This is a genomic window from Enterobacter cloacae complex sp. IR53041 (genome assembly GCF_049238285.1).
In the GTDB taxonomy this organism is placed as follows: Bacteria; Pseudomonadota; Gammaproteobacteria; order Enterobacterales; family Enterobacteriaceae; genus Enterobacter; species Enterobacter roggenkampii.
This window is the reverse complement of the sequence record NZ_JBMKHB010000042.1, coordinates 19,292-35,870: the sequence shown is the minus strand read 5'-3', so window position 1 is coordinate 35,870 and position 16,579 is coordinate 19,292. Positions and strand designations below refer to the sequence as shown.

The window sequence follows — 16,579 nt, the reverse complement described above, 5'->3', positions numbered from 1 at the left end:
CACTGTCGTTCTCAAAATCGGTGGAGCTGCATGACAAAGTCATCGGGCATTATCTGAACATAAAACACTATCAGTAAGTTGGAGTCATTACCCAGGTTCTTTATCTTCATAATTATTAGGCCTTTTTGTAGGGGTATGTGTTGCTGAGATAAAAGAAACATTCACTGCTGGGACGCAGCAAATTTTTAACGCGGAAAGGCAGGCTGGCAATTACAGATTTTTATCTTCTCATTATGATATTTGGTTTATTTCTGAATTTATGACCGCGATCGGATTTTAAAATACGTAACGTCTTAATTACATTTGATTCTGGAATCCGCGCCGAAAAATAGTTTGCCTGCGCATTATTTTGCGAGCCAGCGCACAGTTGTGCATTCTCTCAATAGCAGTGTGAAATAACGTAATTGAGCAACCCAAAATGTCTATTCACTATTACTCCTGTATCAACGACTCGCCGCATACCCTGATTATGGAGCTCAATATGCAAGCTTATTTCGACCAACTCGATCGTGTTCGTTACGAAGGCCCGAAAACGACCAATCCTTTAGCATTTCGTCACTACAACCCGGATGAGCTGGTGCTGGGTAAGCGCATGGAAGATCATCTGCGCTTTGCCGCCTGTTACTGGCATACCTTCTGCTGGAACGGCGCCGATATGTTCGGCGTGGGCTCCTTTGACCGCCCGTGGCAGCAGCCGGGTGAGGCCATCGAGCTGGCAAAGCGCAAAGCCGATGTAGCGTTTGAGTTCTTCCACAAGCTGAACGTGCCGTACTACTGCTTCCATGATGTTGACGTGTCGCCGGAAGGGGCATCGCTGAAAGAGTATCTGAACAACTTTGCGCAGATGGTGGATGTACTGGCGGCAAAACAGCAGCAAAGCGGCGTGAAGCTGCTGTGGGGCACGGCAAACTGCTTCACTAACCCACGCTACGGCGCAGGTGCGGCAACCAACCCGGATCCGGACGTGTTTAGCTGGGCGGCCACGCAGGTGGTGACGGCAATGAACGCCACGCATCAGCTGGGCGGCGAAAACTATGTCCTGTGGGGAGGCCGTGAAGGCTATGAAACCCTGCTCAACACCGACCTGCGTCAGGAGCGCGAGCAGATTGGCCGCTTTATGCAGATGGTTGTCGACCACAAGCACAAAATCGGCTTCCGCGGCACGCTGTTGATTGAGCCGAAGCCGCAGGAGCCGACGAAGCACCAGTATGACTACGACGTGGCGACGGTGTATGGCTTCCTGAAGCAGTTCGGTCTGGAAAAAGAGATTAAAGTGAACATTGAGGCCAACCACGCCACGCTGGCGGGCCACTCTTTCCACCACGAGATCGCGTCGGCGATTGCGCTGGGTATCTTCGGCTCGGTCGATGCGAACCGCGGCGACCCGCAGCTGGGCTGGGATACCGACCAGTTCCCGAACAGCGTGGAAGAGAATGCGCTGGTGATGTACGAGATCGTCAAAGCGGGCGGCTTCACTACCGGCGGCCTGAACTTTGACGCCAAGGTGCGTCGCCAGAGCACCGACAAATACGATCTGTTCTACGGCCACATTGGCGCGATGGACACCATGGCGCTGGCGCTGAAGGTAGCGGCACGTATGATTGAAGACGGCGAGCTTGATAAACGCGTAGCGAAGCGCTACAGCGGCTGGAACAATGAACTGGGCCAGCAAATTTTGAAAGGTCAGTTATCGCTGGCTGAAATCGCGAAGTACGCTGAACACCATCAGCTGGCGCCGCAGCACCAGAGCGGGCACCAGGAGCTGCTGGAAAATCTGGTCAACCACTATCTGTTCGATAAATAACGGCATCCAGCTTGTAGGCCCGGTAAGCGCAGCGCCACCGGGCATTTTCACTTAAGGAATCCACTATATGTATATCGGGATCGATCTGGGCACATCGGGTGTGAAAGCCATCCTGTTAAGCGAGCAGGGCGACGTGTTAGCAACGCAGACGGAAAAGCTGCAGGTTTCACGTCCGCATCCGCTGTGGTCGGAACAGGACCCGGAGCAGTGGTGGCAGGCAACGGATCGCGCAATCAAAGCCTTAGGCGAGCAGCACAGCCTGCGCGACGTGAAAGCGCTGGGGATTGCCGGGCAAATGCACGGTGCAACCTTGCTGGACAGCGAGCATCGCGTGTTGCGTCCTGCGATCCTCTGGAACGATGGCCGCTGTGCAGAAGAGTGTGCGCTTCTTGAGGAACGCGTACCCACTTCCCGCGCGATCACTGGCAACCTGATGATGCCCGGCTTTACCGCGCCTAAGCTTCTGTGGGTACAGCGCCACGAGCCGGAGATTTTCCGTCAGGTGGCGAAAGTCCTGCTGCCGAAAGACTATCTGCGCTTTCGCATGACGGGCGATTTTGCCTCCGACATGTCTGATGCCGCCGGCACGATGTGGCTCGACGTGGCGAAACGCGACTGGAGCGAGGCGATGCTGGATGCCTGCCATTTGACCCGTGAACACATGCCTGCGCTGTTCGAAGGTAGCGAGGTAACAGGCACACTGCTGCCAGACGTTGCGGAACGCTGGAATATGTCTGCCGTGCCGGTGGTTGCCGGGGGCGGTGACAATGCCGCAGGGGCCGTGGGCGTCGGCATGGTTGAGGCAGGGCAGGCGATGCTGTCACTGGGAACCTCTGGCGTCTATTTTGCCGTCAGCGACGGCTATCGCAGCAATCCCGAAAGCGCGGTGCACAGTTTCTGTCATGCGCTGCCTGGAAAATGGCATTTGATGTCGGTGATGCTGAGTGCAGCGTCGTGCCTGGACTGGGCGGCGAAGCTGACCGGGATGGCCGATGTTCCTGCGTTGATTGCCGCAGCACAGCAGGCGGATGAAAATGCCGGTACCGTCTGGTTTTTACCGTATCTGTCCGGTGAGCGTACGCCACACAACAACCCGGAAGCGAAAGGGGTTTTCTTTGGCTTAACCCATCAGCATGGTCCGGCAGAACTGGCGCGTGCGGTTCTCGAAGGCGTCGGATATGCGCTGGCTGACGGAATGGACGTGGTTCACGACTGCGGCCTGAAACCCGCAAGCGTCACCCTGATTGGCGGCGGTGCGCGAAGCCCTTACTGGCGACAAATGCTGTCGGACATCAGCGGCTTGCAGCTGGATTTCCGCACCGGTGGCGATGTTGGCCCCGCGCTCGGCGCCGCGCGTCTGGCGCAGATTGCTATGAACCCGGAAAAACCGCTTTCACAACTGCTGCCGCAGCTTACGCTTGAACAGGCGCATTTGCCTGACGCGGCGCGCCATGCGCGGTACGCGGAAAGGCGCGACGTGTTCCGCAAAATCTACCAGCAGCTGCTGCCGCTGATGACGTAAATTCGCTTGTCCGGGAGAGGCACGAGGATGTCCTTTTTTGGTCTGTGCGTGCCTTCCTTTCCTTGCCAGTATGGTGTCACACCCACTGGCAAGGAGAACCATCATGTCACGCATTGCACTCATCAACATTGATACTCAGCAGTCCTTCCATCACCGCAATTACTGGCAGGAGGATGACATTCCCGCTTTTCAGCAGGCGATGCTGGGGCTGATTGAAGGCTGCCAGGCGCGCGGTATTCCGGTCGTTGATATTTTTCATGTGGATGAAGACGGCCCATTTACGCTGGAAAGCGGCTATGTCAAACCGATGGCCTTTTTGCGTCATCAGCCGGATGTGGTTTTCCAGAAACACGTCCATAATGCCTTCACGGATACCGGGCTCGATCGCTGGCTGCGCGAGCGTGATATCAATAGTGTGATTATCTGCGGCATTCGCACGGAGCAATGCTGTGAAACCACCGCCCGGGTGGCATCCGATCTGGGTTATGCTGTGACCTTTGTGAGCGAGGCAACGCTGACGTTCCCCATGACGTATAGGGGCATTACCCTTAGCGCAGCGGACATTCGCCACCGTACCGAAACGGTACTGTCCGGGCGTTTTGCCGACATTAAAACGGTAGCGGAGACGCTGGAGTCACTGTAATGCCCATCGACGTCTGGTTCGTGATGTTGCCCGGGGTGCTGTCATTAGACATGACCGGCCCGGCAGAAACCTTTGTGCTGGCAGGCGACGCGTTTCGTCTGCATTACATTGGCCCGCAGCCGGAGGTTCCGACGTCGATAGGTCTGACGATGAGCGGCATCCAGCCGTTGCCGGAAAGCCTGTCTCCGGGCAGCTTGCTGGTCCTGCCGGGGGTGAGCGACTCCCGCTTTCAGTTCTCAACCCCGCAGGCGCAGCAGATTCAGCACTGGCTGATGCGCCGGCAGCCGCAGATCCAGCGCCAGGAAATCACCGTGATGTGCGTCTGTTCAGGAGCGTTGCTGGCGGCGAAATCGGGCCTGCTGAATAACAAACAGTGCACAACTCACCATGACGTTATCAGCCGTTTACGCACCGCGGCCCCTACGGCGACGATTAAAGAAAACCGCATCTTTGTGCAGGACGAGAACATCTGGACCAGCGCGGGGATCACGTCGGGCATCGACCTGGCGCTGCATATGATTAACCGCCTGTGCGGCCCAGAAAAGGCGCTGAATGTGGCGCGCGAGATGGTGGTCTGGTTCCGCCGTTCTGGTGACGATCCCCAGCTCTCCCCGTGGCTACGCTACCGCAATCATCTTCATCCGGCGATTCATCGGGCGCAGGATGCGCTCACCGCCGAGCCGCAAAAAGCGTGGAACTTGCCTGATATCGCCGCGCTGGCGCACGTCAGCCCGCGCCATCTCACCCGGCTTTTCCAGACACATTTAGGGATTAGCGTCCGCGATTATCTGGAGCAGCTGCGTCTGGCGGTGGCGGAACAGTGGCTATTGTAGGGGCGCGGCGTGGAGCAGGCTTCCCTGGCGGCAGGGTTTTCCTCCCCGCGCCAGTACCATCGCGCCCGGCAGCGAAGCGTTAGCTGACGAAGCGGCGAACGTCTATTTTTTGCAGCAGCATCGACAGCAGCAGGCTGATCGCCAGGGTCGCGGCAAAAATCCAGATGATATCCAGCACCGGCCAGGTTTTTAGTTCAACCCCTCTTGTCCGAAGCGCGTGGATCACCAGCGCGTGAAAACCGTAAATCCCGAGAGAGTGTCGTGAAATGACGCTCAGTACGGGAAGGGGACGCGCATTCAGGGTGTTTTTAACGAGCGTGAGCAGCGATACGGCACAGATAAAGACCATCGGGCCGCAGTACAGATACCAGGTATCGGCAAAATTACCGCGCCACTGCAGCTCATGCAGCGTCCCGCGTGAAATCACCGCCACGCCGGCGATAAACAGTGCCCCGCAGAGCCAGTTCAGACCGCGTTTTTGCGTGTCCATCATCCCGATGGCGCGCCCCAGCATGCCGTAAAGCACGTAATAGAAGGTATCGCCGTTGATATAGAGGTTCACCGGCAGCCACTCAAATCCGTCGATTTTCTGCGAGACCGTATTCGGGTTGGCGACAATGCCAATCACCACCATCAGGGCCAGAAGCATTTTTCCGCTGACGTTTTTCACCTGAATGAGGGGGGAGACCAGATAGATCACGATAATGGCGAAGAAGAACCACAGGTGGTAGAACACCGGCTTTTGCAGCAAATATTTGAGGGATAACCCGGCGTTAATGGAGGTGAACAGGGTGATATAGAGCAGGGCAACGGCGCTATAGAACCCCAGGCAGGCCGCGATGCGGATGAAGTGCCGCGGCTGCGCGCTGCGTTCACCAAAAAAGAGAAAGCCGGAAATCATAAAGAACAGCGGCACGCTGACGCGCGACGCAGAGTTGAGAATATTGGCGATATCCCAGTTAACGGGGCTGATGCTGTGGGCGTTCGTGACGTACCAGGTCGTCGTGTGGATCATGACCACCATCAGACACGCTATTCCTCGCAGGTTATCAATCCAGTTAATTTTTGACGGCATCAGTTCCTCGTATTCCCTGTAAAGTGAGTGTGACTCCCATTGTCCAAAAGTCTTCGTTTGGAAAATTCTGAGTTTTATTCGCAGGCTTGCCGGGAGACCGCGAGATTCGCAGAATGGCTGACCATAATCTATAAACGTGTTGATACTAAAAATAACAGCCACTGACCAGGACGGTAATAAAAATGATGATGAAGCGTGTGGCATCACTCATTCTGCTTTTCATGCTGGCAGGATGCAGTGCGCCACAAGAATCACCAGTGCAAAAAGCCCAGCAGGGCAAAATGAGCCCGGAACGTTCACTGAATATGGAGTCACTCTGCAAGGACCAGGCCGCACGCCGCTATAACTCGGACGTGCAGAAAATCAACGTCACCGGGTTTGAGCGCTTTCAGGGCAGCTATGAGCTCAAGGGCTATACGGCGCGTAAAGAAGGCTTTGTCTGCTCGTTTGATGCGGACGGCCAGTTTTTACACCTCTCCATGCGCTAGCCTGCTCGCATAATCAACAGCCAGACGCCGTCAGCGCCCTGGCGTGAATGCTTATTTCCCAATTTTCCCTAAACAACCCCGTTTCGTACTGTATATCTTGCAGCCAGCGGGTATACTGGTCCCTTCCATTTAAAACCACACGTATCCAGCACGAAATACTATGCAAAAGTTTGATACCAAGACCTTCCAGGGCCTGATCCTGACCTTACAGGATTACTGGGCTCGTCAGGGCTGTACCATTGTTCAACCTTTGGACATGGAAGTCGGCGCCGGCACTTCACACCCGATGACCAGCCTGCGCGCGTTGGGGCCAGAGCCAATGGCGACCGCGTATGTGCAGCCTTCCCGTCGTCCGACCGATGGTCGTTACGGTGAGAACCCGAACCGTCTGCAGCATTACTATCAGTTCCAGGTGGTGATTAAGCCATCACCCGACAACATTCAGGAACTGTACCTCGGGTCGCTGAAAGAGCTGGGTATGGATCCGACCATTCACGACATCCGTTTCGTGGAAGACAACTGGGAAAACCCAACGCTGGGTGCCTGGGGTCTGGGTTGGGAAGTGTGGCTGAACGGCATGGAAGTGACCCAGTTCACTTACTTCCAGCAGGTTGGCGGTCTGGAATGTAAGCCGATCACCGGTGAGATCACCTACGGTCTGGAACGTCTGGCGATGTACATTCAGGGCGTAGACAGCGTTTACGACCTGGTCTGGAGCGACGGCCCGCTGGGTAAAACCACCTACGGCGACGTGTTCCATCAGAACGAAGTGGAACAATCCACCTATAACTTCGAATACGCGGACGTGGACTTCCTGTTCACCTGCTTCGAGCAGTATGAGAAAGAAGCGCAGCAGCTGCTGGCGCTGGAGACTCCGCTGCCGCTGCCTGCCTACGAGCGTATTCTGAAGGCCGCCCACAGCTTCAACCTGCTGGACGCCCGCAAAGCGATCTCCGTGACTGAACGTCAGCGCTACATTCTGCGTATTCGTACCCTGACCAAAGCCGTTGCAGAAGCTTACTATGCGTCCCGTGAAGCCCTTGGCTTCCCGATGTGCAACCGAAACAAATAAGAGGCGGCCATGTCTGAGAAAACTTTCCTGGTGGAAATCGGCACCGAAGAGCTGCCACCAAAAGCCCTGCGCAGCCTGGCTGAATCTTTTGCTGCGAACGTGACCGCCGAGCTGGATAACGCTGGCCTGGCGCACGGTAAAATTGAGTGGTTTGCTGCTCCGCGTCGTCTGGCGCTGAAAGTGGCAAACCTGGCGGCGTCTCAGCCGGATCGCGAAGTCGAAAAACGTGGCCCGGCGATTGCCCAGGCGTTTGACGCGGAAGGCAAGCCGAGCAAAGCGGCGGAAGGCTGGGCGCGTGGCTGCGGCATCACCGTCGATCAGGCCGAGCGTCTGACCACGGATAAAGGCGAGTGGCTGCTGTATCGTGCCCATGTGAAAGGCGAAAGCGCGGAAGCGCTGCTGCCGGACATGATTGCCACGTCTCTGGCGAAGCTGCCCATTCCTAAGCTGATGCGCTGGGGCGCGTCCGACGTGCACTTCGTGCGTCCGGTTCACACCGTGACCCTGCTGCTGGGCGACACCGTTATTCCGGCGACCATTTTGGGCGTGGCGTCCGATCGCGTGATTCGCGGCCACCGCTTTATGGGCGAGCCTGAGTTCACCATCGACAATGCCGACCAGTATCCGCAAATCCTGCTGGAGCGCGGCAAGGTCATTGCTGACTATGAACAGCGTAAAGCCAAAATCAAAGCGGACGCGGAAGACGCGGCGCGTAAGATTGGCGGTAAAGCCGATCTGAGCGACAGCCTGCTGGAAGAAGTGACCTCGCTGGTGGAATGGCCGGTTGTGCTGACCGCGAAGTTCGAAGAGAAATTCCTGGCCGTTCCGGCTGAAGCGCTGGTGTACACCATGAAGGGTGACCAGAAGTACTTCCCGGTCTATGCCAACGACGGCAAGCTGCTGCCAAACTTCATTTTCGTGGCGAACATCGAATCGAAAGATCCGAGCCAGATTATCTCCGGTAACGAGAAGGTCGTGCGCCCACGTCTGGCGGATGCCGAGTTCTTCTTCAACACCGACCGTAAAAAGCGTCTGGAAGATCATCTTCCACGCCTGCAGACCGTACTGTTCCAGCAGCAGCTGGGTACGCTGCGCGACAAGACCGACCGTATTGCGGAGCTGTCCGGCTGGATCGCTCGTGAAATCGGTGCCGACGTTAACCACGCGACCCGCGCAGGCCTGCTCTCCAAGTGTGACCTGATGACCAACATGGTGTTCGAATTTACCGACACCCAGGGCGTGATGGGCATGCACTACGCGCGTCACGATGGCGAAGCGGAAGACGTGGCGGTTGCCCTGAACGAGCAGTATCAGCCTCGCTTTGCGGGTGACGAACTGCCGTCCAACCCGGTAGCTTGTGCTGTCGCAATTGCCGATAAGATGGACACCCTGGCGGGTATCTTCGGTATCGGTCAGCATCCGAAAGGCGACAAAGACCCGTTTGCGCTGCGTCGTGCTGCGCTCGGCGTTCTGCGTATCATCGTTGAGAAGAACCTGAACCTGGATCTGCAGACCCTGACCGAAGAAGCGGTGCGTCTGTACGGCGACAAGCTGACCAACGCCAACGTGGTGGATGACGTGATCGACTTTATGCTCGGTCGTTTCCGCGCCTGGTATCAGGATGAAGGTTACACCGTCGACACCATTCAGGCGGTGCTGGCGCGTCGTCCGACCCGTCCGGCTGATTTCGATGCGCGTATGAAGGCGGTTTCCCACTTCCGTACGCTGGAAGCGGCATCTGCTCTGGCTGCGGCCAACAAGCGTGTCTCCAACATCCTGGCGAAGTCCGACGAGACGCTGAACGAGCGTGTGAACGCCGCGACGCTGAAAGAGCCGGAAGAGATCGCCCTGGCGATGCAGGTTGTGGTGCTGCGTGACAAGCTCGAGCCGGTCTTCGCGGAAGGTCGCTACCAGGAAGCGCTGGTGGAGCTGGCCGAGCTGCGTGACGTCATCGACGCCTTCTTCGAGAAAGTGATGGTAAACGTAGAAGATAAAGAGCTGCGTATTAACCGTCTCTCTATGCTCGAGAAACTGCGTGAGCTGTTCCTGCGCGTGGCGGATATTTCGCTGCTGCAGTAATGTGCCCGTTGTGACAAATGCTAAAAACCCGCTTCGGCGGGTTTTTTTATAGTGTGTTGCTGAAAATTTAACCTTGAAATGGTCAACCCATTACCGCTATCCTTATCCCCGTTAACTTTCTCGCGCTGGAGTGCCCCCCAAAAATGAACAAACACGACTGATGAATTTCGATCCTTGCTAAAACGCCACCGCGTCGGCAGGGGATGTTTTGATTTCATTCAGGAGTGCTTATGGCTCATTTTGCGCAGTCCCCTTCTTTTATTTTGCATCAGGTCACCTGTCAGTTTCCGACGGGCGATACCCTTTTTGGTCCGCTGAGTCTCACGCTGGAACCCTCCCTGTGCGCGCTGGTTGGCCGCAACGGCAGCGGAAAAACGCGTCTGCTGCGTCTGCTGGCGGGGCTGGACGAACCGGCTACCGGTCATATTGAACGCTTTGGCTCGCATGCCTGGGTGGCGCAGCAGCATGTTATTTCTTCGCAGACGACGCTGGCTGAACTTCTCGGGTATGACGCGATTTTTACTGCGCGAAAGCGCATTGACAGCGGCGATTACCAGCCTGACGATCTGGCGTTACTCGACGGCTACTGGGATATAGTCGAACGTCTGAGCGAAGCGTTTATCAATGCGACGCTCCCACCGTTTGAGCCTGATAAGCCCGCCATAGAACTCAGCGGCGGCGAGCGCATCCGCGCCCTGCTGTGCGGGGCGTTTACAGCGGGCGCGGACTTTCTTCTGCTGGACGAACCGACTAACCATCTGGATCGACAAGGCCGGGCGTGGTTCTACGACCAGTTGAGTCGGTATCAGGGCGGCGTGCTGGTGGCCTCTCATGACCGCGAACTTCTGGAGCAGGTGCCGCGTATTCTAGAGCTGAGCGCCTCGGGTCTGCGCAGCTACGGCGGAAATTATGCGGATTATCAAGCCCAGCGCGATGCCGAACAGCAGGCTGCCCGCGCGGCGCTGGAACATGCGGCAACCGAGCGCAAACGCACCCGCGCGCGCATGCAAAAAGAGCATGATGACAGCCAGCGGCGGTCGGCAAAGACGTTACGCACCGTCGATACCCTGAATATCGCATCGTTCGAGCGGGTCAAATATAAAGGCGCGGCAAAGGAACGTATCGGCACCTGGAAAAAACAGCACAGCGAGCAAAACGAAGCGCTGAACGCCGCGGTAAACAAGGCGCGTGAGCGGGTTGAAGACGATAATCCGGTGATGTTCACCCTGCCGGGAAGTCAGATCCCGGAGGGGAAGCAGGTGCTGGTGCTGGAGGATCTGGTGCTGCAGCATGTACCTGTTCCTCCGCTTACCTGGCGGATTGACGGACCGATGCGCGTGGCGTTAAAGGGACCGAACGGCTGCGGGAAGTCGACGCTGTTAAAAACCCTCCTCGGCGAGGTTGCCCCCCGTTCGGGTAGCTGTAAAGTGTCCGTCAGCTGCGCTTATCTCGACCAGCATCTCTCCCGTCTCGATCTCTCGCAGTCGGTCATGACGCATCTCAATTTGAGTCATACCCCTCTGGAAGAGGGGGTATTGCGAACCCGTTTAGCGCAGCTTCAACTGGGGGCTGACAAAGTGATGCTCCCATTGGCGGCGCTAAGCGGCGGTGAGCGTCTTAAGGCTGCCCTGGCCTGCGTGCTGTGGGGCGCGGAAGCCACGCAGCTTCTGCTGCTGGATGAACCGACCAACCATCTGGATCTGGCTTCAGTCCAGGCCATTGAAGCGGCGCTGGCCGGTTTCCCTGGGGCTCTGCTGGTGGTATCACACGATGAGGCGTTTTTAAGCGGCTTAACGTTAACGCATGAGCTGGTGTGGGAAGAGGCGGGGTGGCGTTGTGATAGCCTGTAAAACACAAGCCCCCGCAAAGGCGGGGGCATTCAATCTTCACTACGCGATCTGCTTGCTGAGTGCAGGGTTGGCCTGAATCAGGCGCATCAGCCGTAACTCGGTTGGGGTGGGTTTCTCACGTTTTGACTCCCACTCCTGCACCATAGCCACGCTGACACCCATCGCTCTGGCGAATTCTTCGGTTTTCAGTCCTGTCCCTTTGCGCAATTGCTCATATTCTGTAAAGGGATTGGATTTTTGTTGCAGGGTAATCGTCTGCGGTACATCTTTAAAAATGATCTGTTCCAGGCTGCTCAGCAGCTCAAACTCAGGATCTTTATATTCCATTGAGGACTCCTCTTAAATCTCACATCGTGATCAAGAACATCAGAGAGCCAGTTAAGAATAGTCCCTAATACCAACCCAGGATCGTCACGGGTGTGATTAATCGTGCGGTAACGATCGCTGTATCCGATTCAGCAATATGGAGAGTTATGCTAATTCCCTGATTAGTCATATGTCGGCTTCGCCAGGTATTTTTTTGTAAATGGTAAGAAATAAATCGGCAATAGCCGTTTTGCATGAAAAGAGTATCTTGCAAGGCTGACCTGGACTATCCTTGTCAGCGTCGGGCACGCGTGTGCCGGTGTGCGCTTTTTTGGGTGAAAGGAGTAATAAAATGGCGACAGGAAAGTCCTGCTCTCGCTGGTTTGCGCCTATTGCGGCGTTGTTGATGGTTGTTAGCCTGAGTGGGTGTTTTGATAAAGAAGGCGATCAGCGCAAAGCGTTTATCGATTTTCTGCAGAATACAGTGATGCGCAGCGGCGAGCGGTTGCCAACGCTAACTGCGGATCAGAAAAAACAGTTTGGCCCCTTTGTGTCCGATTACGCCATTCTTTATGGTTATTCACAGCAGGTGAGCCAGGCGATGGACTCCGGTATCCGCCCGGTAGTGGATAGCGTGAACGCCATCCGCGTTCCACAGGATTACATGACGCAGCGTGAACCATTGCGTCAGTCCAACGGTGCGCTTGGCGTGCTGAGCCAGCAGCTGCAGAATGCGAAAATGCAGGCTGACGCGTCACGTTCTGCGCTGAAGCAGGGCGACGATCTCAAACCGGTCTTCGACAAAGTGTATGAGAAAGTGGTGACCAAACCGTCAGAAGCACTGCAGCCGTTGATTCCGGCCGCGCAAATCTTCACGCAGCAGCTGGTCCAGGTGGGTGACTTTATTGCCCAGCAGAATACGCAGGTAAGCTTTGTTGCCAACGGTATTCAGTTCCCGACCTCCCAGCAAGCAAGCCAGTACAATACGCTGATTGGGCCGCTGGCCTCTCAGCATCAGGCCTTCAGCCAGGCCTGGAGTGCCGCAGTCGCTGCCACAGAATAAACCGAAAAAACCCCGCTTCTTGCGGGGTTTTTTTATGCGTTGCGAAAATAACGCTTGTCATTCCTCTACCACATCGGTATAACTATTCCCGTCGGTTTGTTACACAGACCTAAAGCAGTTTAGTAAAGCAGTCCAGATTGTTATCCATAGATACCCTTCGTAGTGACCCTTCCTTCATCGCTTAAAAATCTGTAACGCAATCCATCAAGCCGGAAGGCACAATATATTTGTTAATAAGGTAATTTCTATGTCTGCTAAAATGACTGGTCTGGTAAAATGGTTCAACGCTGATAAAGGTTTCGGCTTCATCACTCCTGACGATGGCTCTAAAGACGTGTTCGTACACTTCTCTGCTATCCAGAACGATGGCTACAAATCTCTGGACGAAGGTCAGAAAGTGTCCTTCACCATCGAAAGCGGCGCTAAAGGCCCAGCAGCTGGTAACGTTGTAAGCCTGTAAGCTTCCAACCCAGTAGCAAAGAATTTAAAAACCCGCCTTCTGGCGGGTTTTTTCGTTTCTACCGTTGCACCTGCGGGTTCACGCAGTTTCTCTCCACCTTTCCGCTAAGGGCGGCAATAAGGTTATCGACCGCGGTGGCCGCCATGTTGTAGCGCGTCTCATGGGTGGCTGAGCCGATGTGGGGCAGGGCAACCACGTTAGGCATTGTCAGCAGCGGGGAGTCCACCGGCAGCGGCTCCTGCTCAAACACGTCCAGACCTGCTGCATGGATCTCACCGTTTTTCAGAGCCTCAATCAGCGCCTTCTCATCCACCACCGGGCCACGACCCGCGTTGATGAAAATGGCAGATGCCTTCATTTTTTCAAACGCCTCTTTACCGATCAGATGACGGGTTTCATCCGTCAGCGGCAGCACCAGGCAGACAAAATCGGCTTCCTGCAGCAGGGCATCCAGCTCGCAGTAACGGGCGTTGAAGCGTTCTTCGGCTTCACCGTGATGGCGACGCGCGTTATACAGAATCGGCATGTTAAAACCAAAATGCGCGCGCTGCGCCAGCGCCAGCCCGATACGCCCCATACCGACAATGCCCAGCGTTTTGCCGTGAACATCCACACCGAACCAGTCCGGACCAATGCTTTTTGTCCATTCGCCCGCTTTGACGCGCTCAGCCACTTCCACCACGCGACGGGCCGTGGTGAGCATGAGCGCCATCAGCGTATCGGCAACGGTTTCCGTCAGAGCATGCGGGGTATGCATCAGCAGGATCTTGCGGGCGTTAAGCGCATCCACGTCGAAGTTGTCGTAACCCACGGAAACGGTTGAGGTAGCACGAAGCTTCGGCATTTTCTCCAGCAGGGCGACATCCACTTTTTCGCTTGAACCCAGCAGGCCTTCCGCGCTCGCGAACGCGTCGGCGTGCTGTGCCACGGTTTCCGGGCGCAGGTTCTTCACCTGCGTGACGGTGAAGTGCTCTTCAAGGCGTTTCTGCAGATCTTCCGGCAGGGTTTTATACAAAATGACGGACGGCTTCATGCTAATCTCCGTTGATTTTTTAAGGATTCAGGCGTGGCGAGCGCCGACAGGGTGTTGTTGATTATTAGCAGGCTTAACAATCAGAGTAAGCCATACCGAGGCGAAAAGCGCCACCCCCATAAAGATGTACGATGCGGATGGGCTGCCGGTGGCACCGTTCAGGTAGCCGACGAACCAGGAGCCGCAGAACGAACCCAGTGCACCCATACTGTTAATCAATGCCATTGCACCGCCGGCGACGTTACGCGGCAGCATTTCCGGGATGATGGCAAAGAACGGTCCGTAAGGGGCGTACATGGCCGCACCGGCAACCACCAGCAGCGTATAAGAGACCCAGAAGTGGTTTACGCCCACGGCCCAGGAGCCAATAAAGGCGAAGGCGGCAATCAGCAGCAGCGGCCAGACAAACAGCTTGCGGTTCTGCAGCTTGTCCGACGCCCAGGAAACGATAATCATCGCGATGGTTGCCGCCAGATACGGTACGGATGACAGCCAGCCTACTTCGACCATGCCGAGGTTTTCACCGCCGCTGCGGATAATGGACGGCAGCCACAGCACAAAGCCGTACACGCCAATGCTCCAGGTAAAGTACTGCGCGCAGAGCAGGATCACGTTACGCGAGCGGAAGGCTTCACCATAGTTACGCACCGCCTTCAGACCTTGCTGTTCTTTATCCAGCTGCGCCTGCAGCGCCGCTTTTTCGTCTTCGGAAAGCCATTTCGCCTGGGCTGGTTTATCTTTCACCAGCACCCACCAGCAGAAGGCCCAGATAATTGCCGGTACCCCTTCAATGATAAACATCTCGCGCCAGCCGAAGGACTGGATCAGGTAGCCGGACACCACCGACATCCACAGTACCGTGACCGGGTTACCGAGGATCAGGAAGGTATTCGCGCGCGAGCGCTCAGATTTGGTGAACCAGTTGCTGATGTAGATCAGCATCGCGGGCATAACCGCCGCCTCAACGACGCCGAGGATAAAGCGAATGGCGGCCAGGGCAGGAATATTGTTCACCATGCCGGTCAGCGACGCGCAGGCGCCCCACAGGATCAGACAGATGAAGATCAGCTTACGCACGCTGCGGCGTTCCGCATAGATCGCGCCGGGGATCTGGAAGAAGAAGTAGCCCAGGAAGAAAAGGGCACCCAGCAGGGAGGAGATCCCTTTGGTGATCCCGAGGTCCTCGGTGATCCCTGCGGCGGACGCGAAGCTGAAGTTGGCACGGTCAAGGTACGCCAGGCTGTACGTGATAAACACGATTGGCATGATGTACCACCAGCGTTTTACTGCATTGGTCGAACTGTTCATAGGCTTGCCTCTGTTGTTGAGGTTGTTACCGCCGTTGTCTGTAGGGTACACGGTGGCTTAATTATCTGGTGCGGCTTGCTGCCTCACCCACAGGGAGAGGGAATTTAAACGCCGAGCTGTGCTCGTGTTGGTAATCCTTCGCTGTCGCCCTGCACCTGAATGGCCAGCGAGCCAATCTTGTTGCCTCGCGCGACGGCCTGCGGCAGCGTTTTACCTTCCAGCAGGGCGCTAATCACGCCCACGGCAAAGCCGTCACCTGCGCCGACGGTGTCGACGACGTTCTCGACCTTCACTGCCGTGACCGCGCCCTGCTCGCCGTTGGCCGTTTTAAACCACGCGCCATCGGCACCGGTCTTCAGCACCACCGCTTTTACCCCTTTATTCAGGTAGAAGTCGGCGATGCCTTCCGGCGTGCTTTCGCCGGTCAGAATCATCCCTTCTTTCAGGCCTGGCAGAACCCAGTCCGCCCGGAACGCCAGACGGTTCAGTTTCTCCACCATTTCCGCTTCGCTTTTCCACAGCACCGGACGCAGGTTGGGGTCGAACGATAGGGTTTTCCCCTGGGCTTTCATGGTGGTCGCGGCATGATCCAGCAGCTCATACGAGCTGGCAGAGAGTGCCGCGGCTACGCCGCTCAGGTGCAGATGACGTGCGGAGGCAAAGTAATCGGCGTGGTAATCCGCGACAGAAAGATGGCTTGCAGCCGAGCCTTTGCGGAAATACTCCACGATGGGATCGGTTCCATTTTCGACCTTGGATTTAAGCTGAAAGCCGGTAGGGAAGCGTCCGTCGAGGGTGACCCCTGCAGCATCAATCCCCTCTTTTTTCAGCGAATCGAGAACGAAATGGCCAAAGCTGTCATCCCCCACGCGGCTGACCCAGCCCACGTTCAGGCCGAGACGCGCCAGGCCGGTCGCGACGTTCAGCTCTGCGCCTGCGACGCGTTTGATAAAGTGCTCCACCGCACTCAGCTCGCCCGTTTCGGTGGCGACAAACATGGCCATGGCCTCGCCGATCGTGATGACATCCAGCGTCTTGTGCAT

At 56.3% G+C, this 16,579-nt stretch carries 15 protein-coding genes and 1 pseudogene; 11 read left to right on the top strand and 5 right to left on the bottom strand.

Annotated features, from left to right (window positions below; genetic code table 11):
- The 5 genes and pseudogenes from ACOTXF_RS21490 to ACOTXF_RS21470 form a co-directional block, all read left to right on the top strand.
- On the top strand, positions 1 to 77 hold a 77-nt coding region (locus ACOTXF_RS21490), incomplete at its 5' end, for an IS1 family transposase (RefSeq protein WP_033802282.1).
- 404 nt (positions 78 to 481) lie between these two features.
- Positions 482 to 1,804, top strand: a complete 1,323-nt coding sequence (xylA, locus tag ACOTXF_RS21485) for a xylose isomerase (RefSeq protein ID WP_232927058.1) — start codon at positions 482 to 484, stop codon at positions 1,802 to 1,804.
- Between the two features lie 67 nt (positions 1,805 to 1,871).
- Complete coding sequence (gene xylB / locus ACOTXF_RS21480; RefSeq protein ID WP_023618558.1) at positions 1,872 to 3,326, top strand: xylulokinase; 1,455 nt, start codon at positions 1,872 to 1,874, stop codon at positions 3,324 to 3,326.
- A gap of 103 nt (positions 3,327 to 3,429) precedes the next feature.
- The gene (locus ACOTXF_RS21475) at positions 3,430 to 3,969 is read left to right on the top strand and encodes an isochorismatase family protein (protein WP_023326455.1); all 540 of its coding nucleotides are present in this window, start codon (positions 3,430 to 3,432) and stop codon (positions 3,967 to 3,969) included.
- Positions 3,969 to 4,889: pseudogene (locus tag ACOTXF_RS21470) on the top strand (GlxA family transcriptional regulator). The gene ACOTXF_RS21475 and the pseudogene ACOTXF_RS21470 overlap by 1 nt, the downstream one beginning before the upstream one ends.
- Here the strand turns inward: ACOTXF_RS21470 and ACOTXF_RS21465 are convergent.
- The gene (locus tag ACOTXF_RS21465) at positions 4,882 to 5,877 is read right to left on the bottom strand and encodes an acyltransferase (RefSeq protein ID WP_008502751.1); all 996 of its coding nucleotides are present in this window, start codon (positions 5,875 to 5,877) and stop codon (positions 4,882 to 4,884) included. The pseudogene ACOTXF_RS21470 and the gene ACOTXF_RS21465 sit on opposite strands and share 8 nt — an antisense overlap.
- 182 nt (positions 5,878 to 6,059) lie before the next feature.
- Here ACOTXF_RS21465 and ACOTXF_RS21460 point away from each other — a divergent pair, with 182 nt between their 5' ends.
- The 4 genes from ACOTXF_RS21460 to ACOTXF_RS21445 all read left to right on the top strand — a co-directional run bounded on the left by ACOTXF_RS21460 (position 6,060) and on the right by ACOTXF_RS21445 (position 11,366).
- Positions 6,060 to 6,365, top strand: a complete 306-nt coding sequence (locus ACOTXF_RS21460) for a YsaB family lipoprotein (RefSeq protein WP_008502752.1) — start codon at positions 6,060 to 6,062, stop codon at positions 6,363 to 6,365.
- Positions 6,366 to 6,525: 160 nt separating this feature from the next.
- On the top strand, positions 6,526 to 7,437 hold the full coding sequence (gene glyQ / locus ACOTXF_RS21455) for a glycine--tRNA ligase subunit alpha (protein WP_003860141.1): 912 nt from the start codon (positions 6,526 to 6,528) through the stop codon (positions 7,435 to 7,437).
- Positions 7,438 to 7,446: 9 nt separating this feature from the next.
- Positions 7,447 to 9,516, top strand: coding sequence for a glycine--tRNA ligase subunit beta (gene glyS / locus ACOTXF_RS21450; protein ID WP_008502753.1), 2,070 nt, complete (start codon positions 7,447 to 7,449; stop codon positions 9,514 to 9,516).
- Positions 9,517 to 9,746: 230 nt separating this feature from the next.
- Positions 9,747 to 11,366 carry an ABC-F family ATP-binding cassette domain-containing protein gene (locus tag ACOTXF_RS21445; protein WP_047746320.1) on the top strand — a complete coding sequence of 540 codons (1,620 nt, stop codon included), beginning with the start codon at positions 9,747 to 9,749 and terminating at the stop codon, positions 11,364 to 11,366.
- A gap of 39 nt (positions 11,367 to 11,405) precedes the next feature.
- Here the strand turns inward: ACOTXF_RS21445 and ACOTXF_RS21440 are convergent, their stop codons facing one another.
- Positions 11,406 to 11,693 (bottom strand): HTH-type transcriptional regulator, encoded by a 288-nt coding sequence (locus ACOTXF_RS21440; protein WP_008502755.1) that lies wholly within the window; start codon positions 11,691 to 11,693, stop codon positions 11,406 to 11,408.
- A 331-nt stretch (positions 11,694 to 12,024) separates the two neighbouring features.
- Here ACOTXF_RS21440 and ACOTXF_RS21435 point away from each other — a divergent pair, with 331 nt between their 5' ends.
- Together ACOTXF_RS21435 and cspE are read left to right on the top strand one after the other, a co-directional pair.
- A complete protein-coding gene (locus ACOTXF_RS21435; protein ID WP_008502756.1) occupies positions 12,025 to 12,735 on the top strand; it encodes a DUF3053 domain-containing protein in 711 nt (236 codons plus the stop codon).
- 247 nt (positions 12,736 to 12,982) lie between these two features.
- On the top strand, positions 12,983 to 13,195 hold the full coding sequence (cspE, locus tag ACOTXF_RS21430) for a transcription antiterminator/RNA stability regulator CspE (RefSeq protein WP_003860775.1): 213 nt from the start codon (positions 12,983 to 12,985) through the stop codon (positions 13,193 to 13,195).
- Between the two features lie 58 nt (positions 13,196 to 13,253).
- On the opposite strand, the gene ghrB is transcribed toward cspE, so the two are convergent.
- The 3 genes from ghrB to ACOTXF_RS21415 all read right to left on the bottom strand — a co-directional run bounded on the left by ghrB (position 13,254) and on the right by ACOTXF_RS21415 (position 16,579).
- Entirely contained in the window at positions 13,254 to 14,228 is a 975-nt protein-coding gene (ghrB, locus tag ACOTXF_RS21425) for a glyoxylate/hydroxypyruvate reductase GhrB (RefSeq protein WP_047746322.1), read from the bottom strand.
- A gap of 27 nt (positions 14,229 to 14,255) precedes the next feature.
- Complete coding sequence (locus tag ACOTXF_RS21420) at positions 14,256 to 15,536, bottom strand: MFS transporter (RefSeq protein ID WP_023294841.1); 1,281 nt, start codon at positions 15,534 to 15,536, stop codon at positions 14,256 to 14,258.
- 104 nt (positions 15,537 to 15,640) lie between these two features.
- Positions 15,641 to 16,579 carry a sugar kinase gene (locus ACOTXF_RS21415; protein ID WP_046091978.1) on the bottom strand — a complete coding sequence of 313 codons (939 nt, stop codon included), beginning with the start codon at positions 16,577 to 16,579 and terminating at the stop codon, positions 15,641 to 15,643.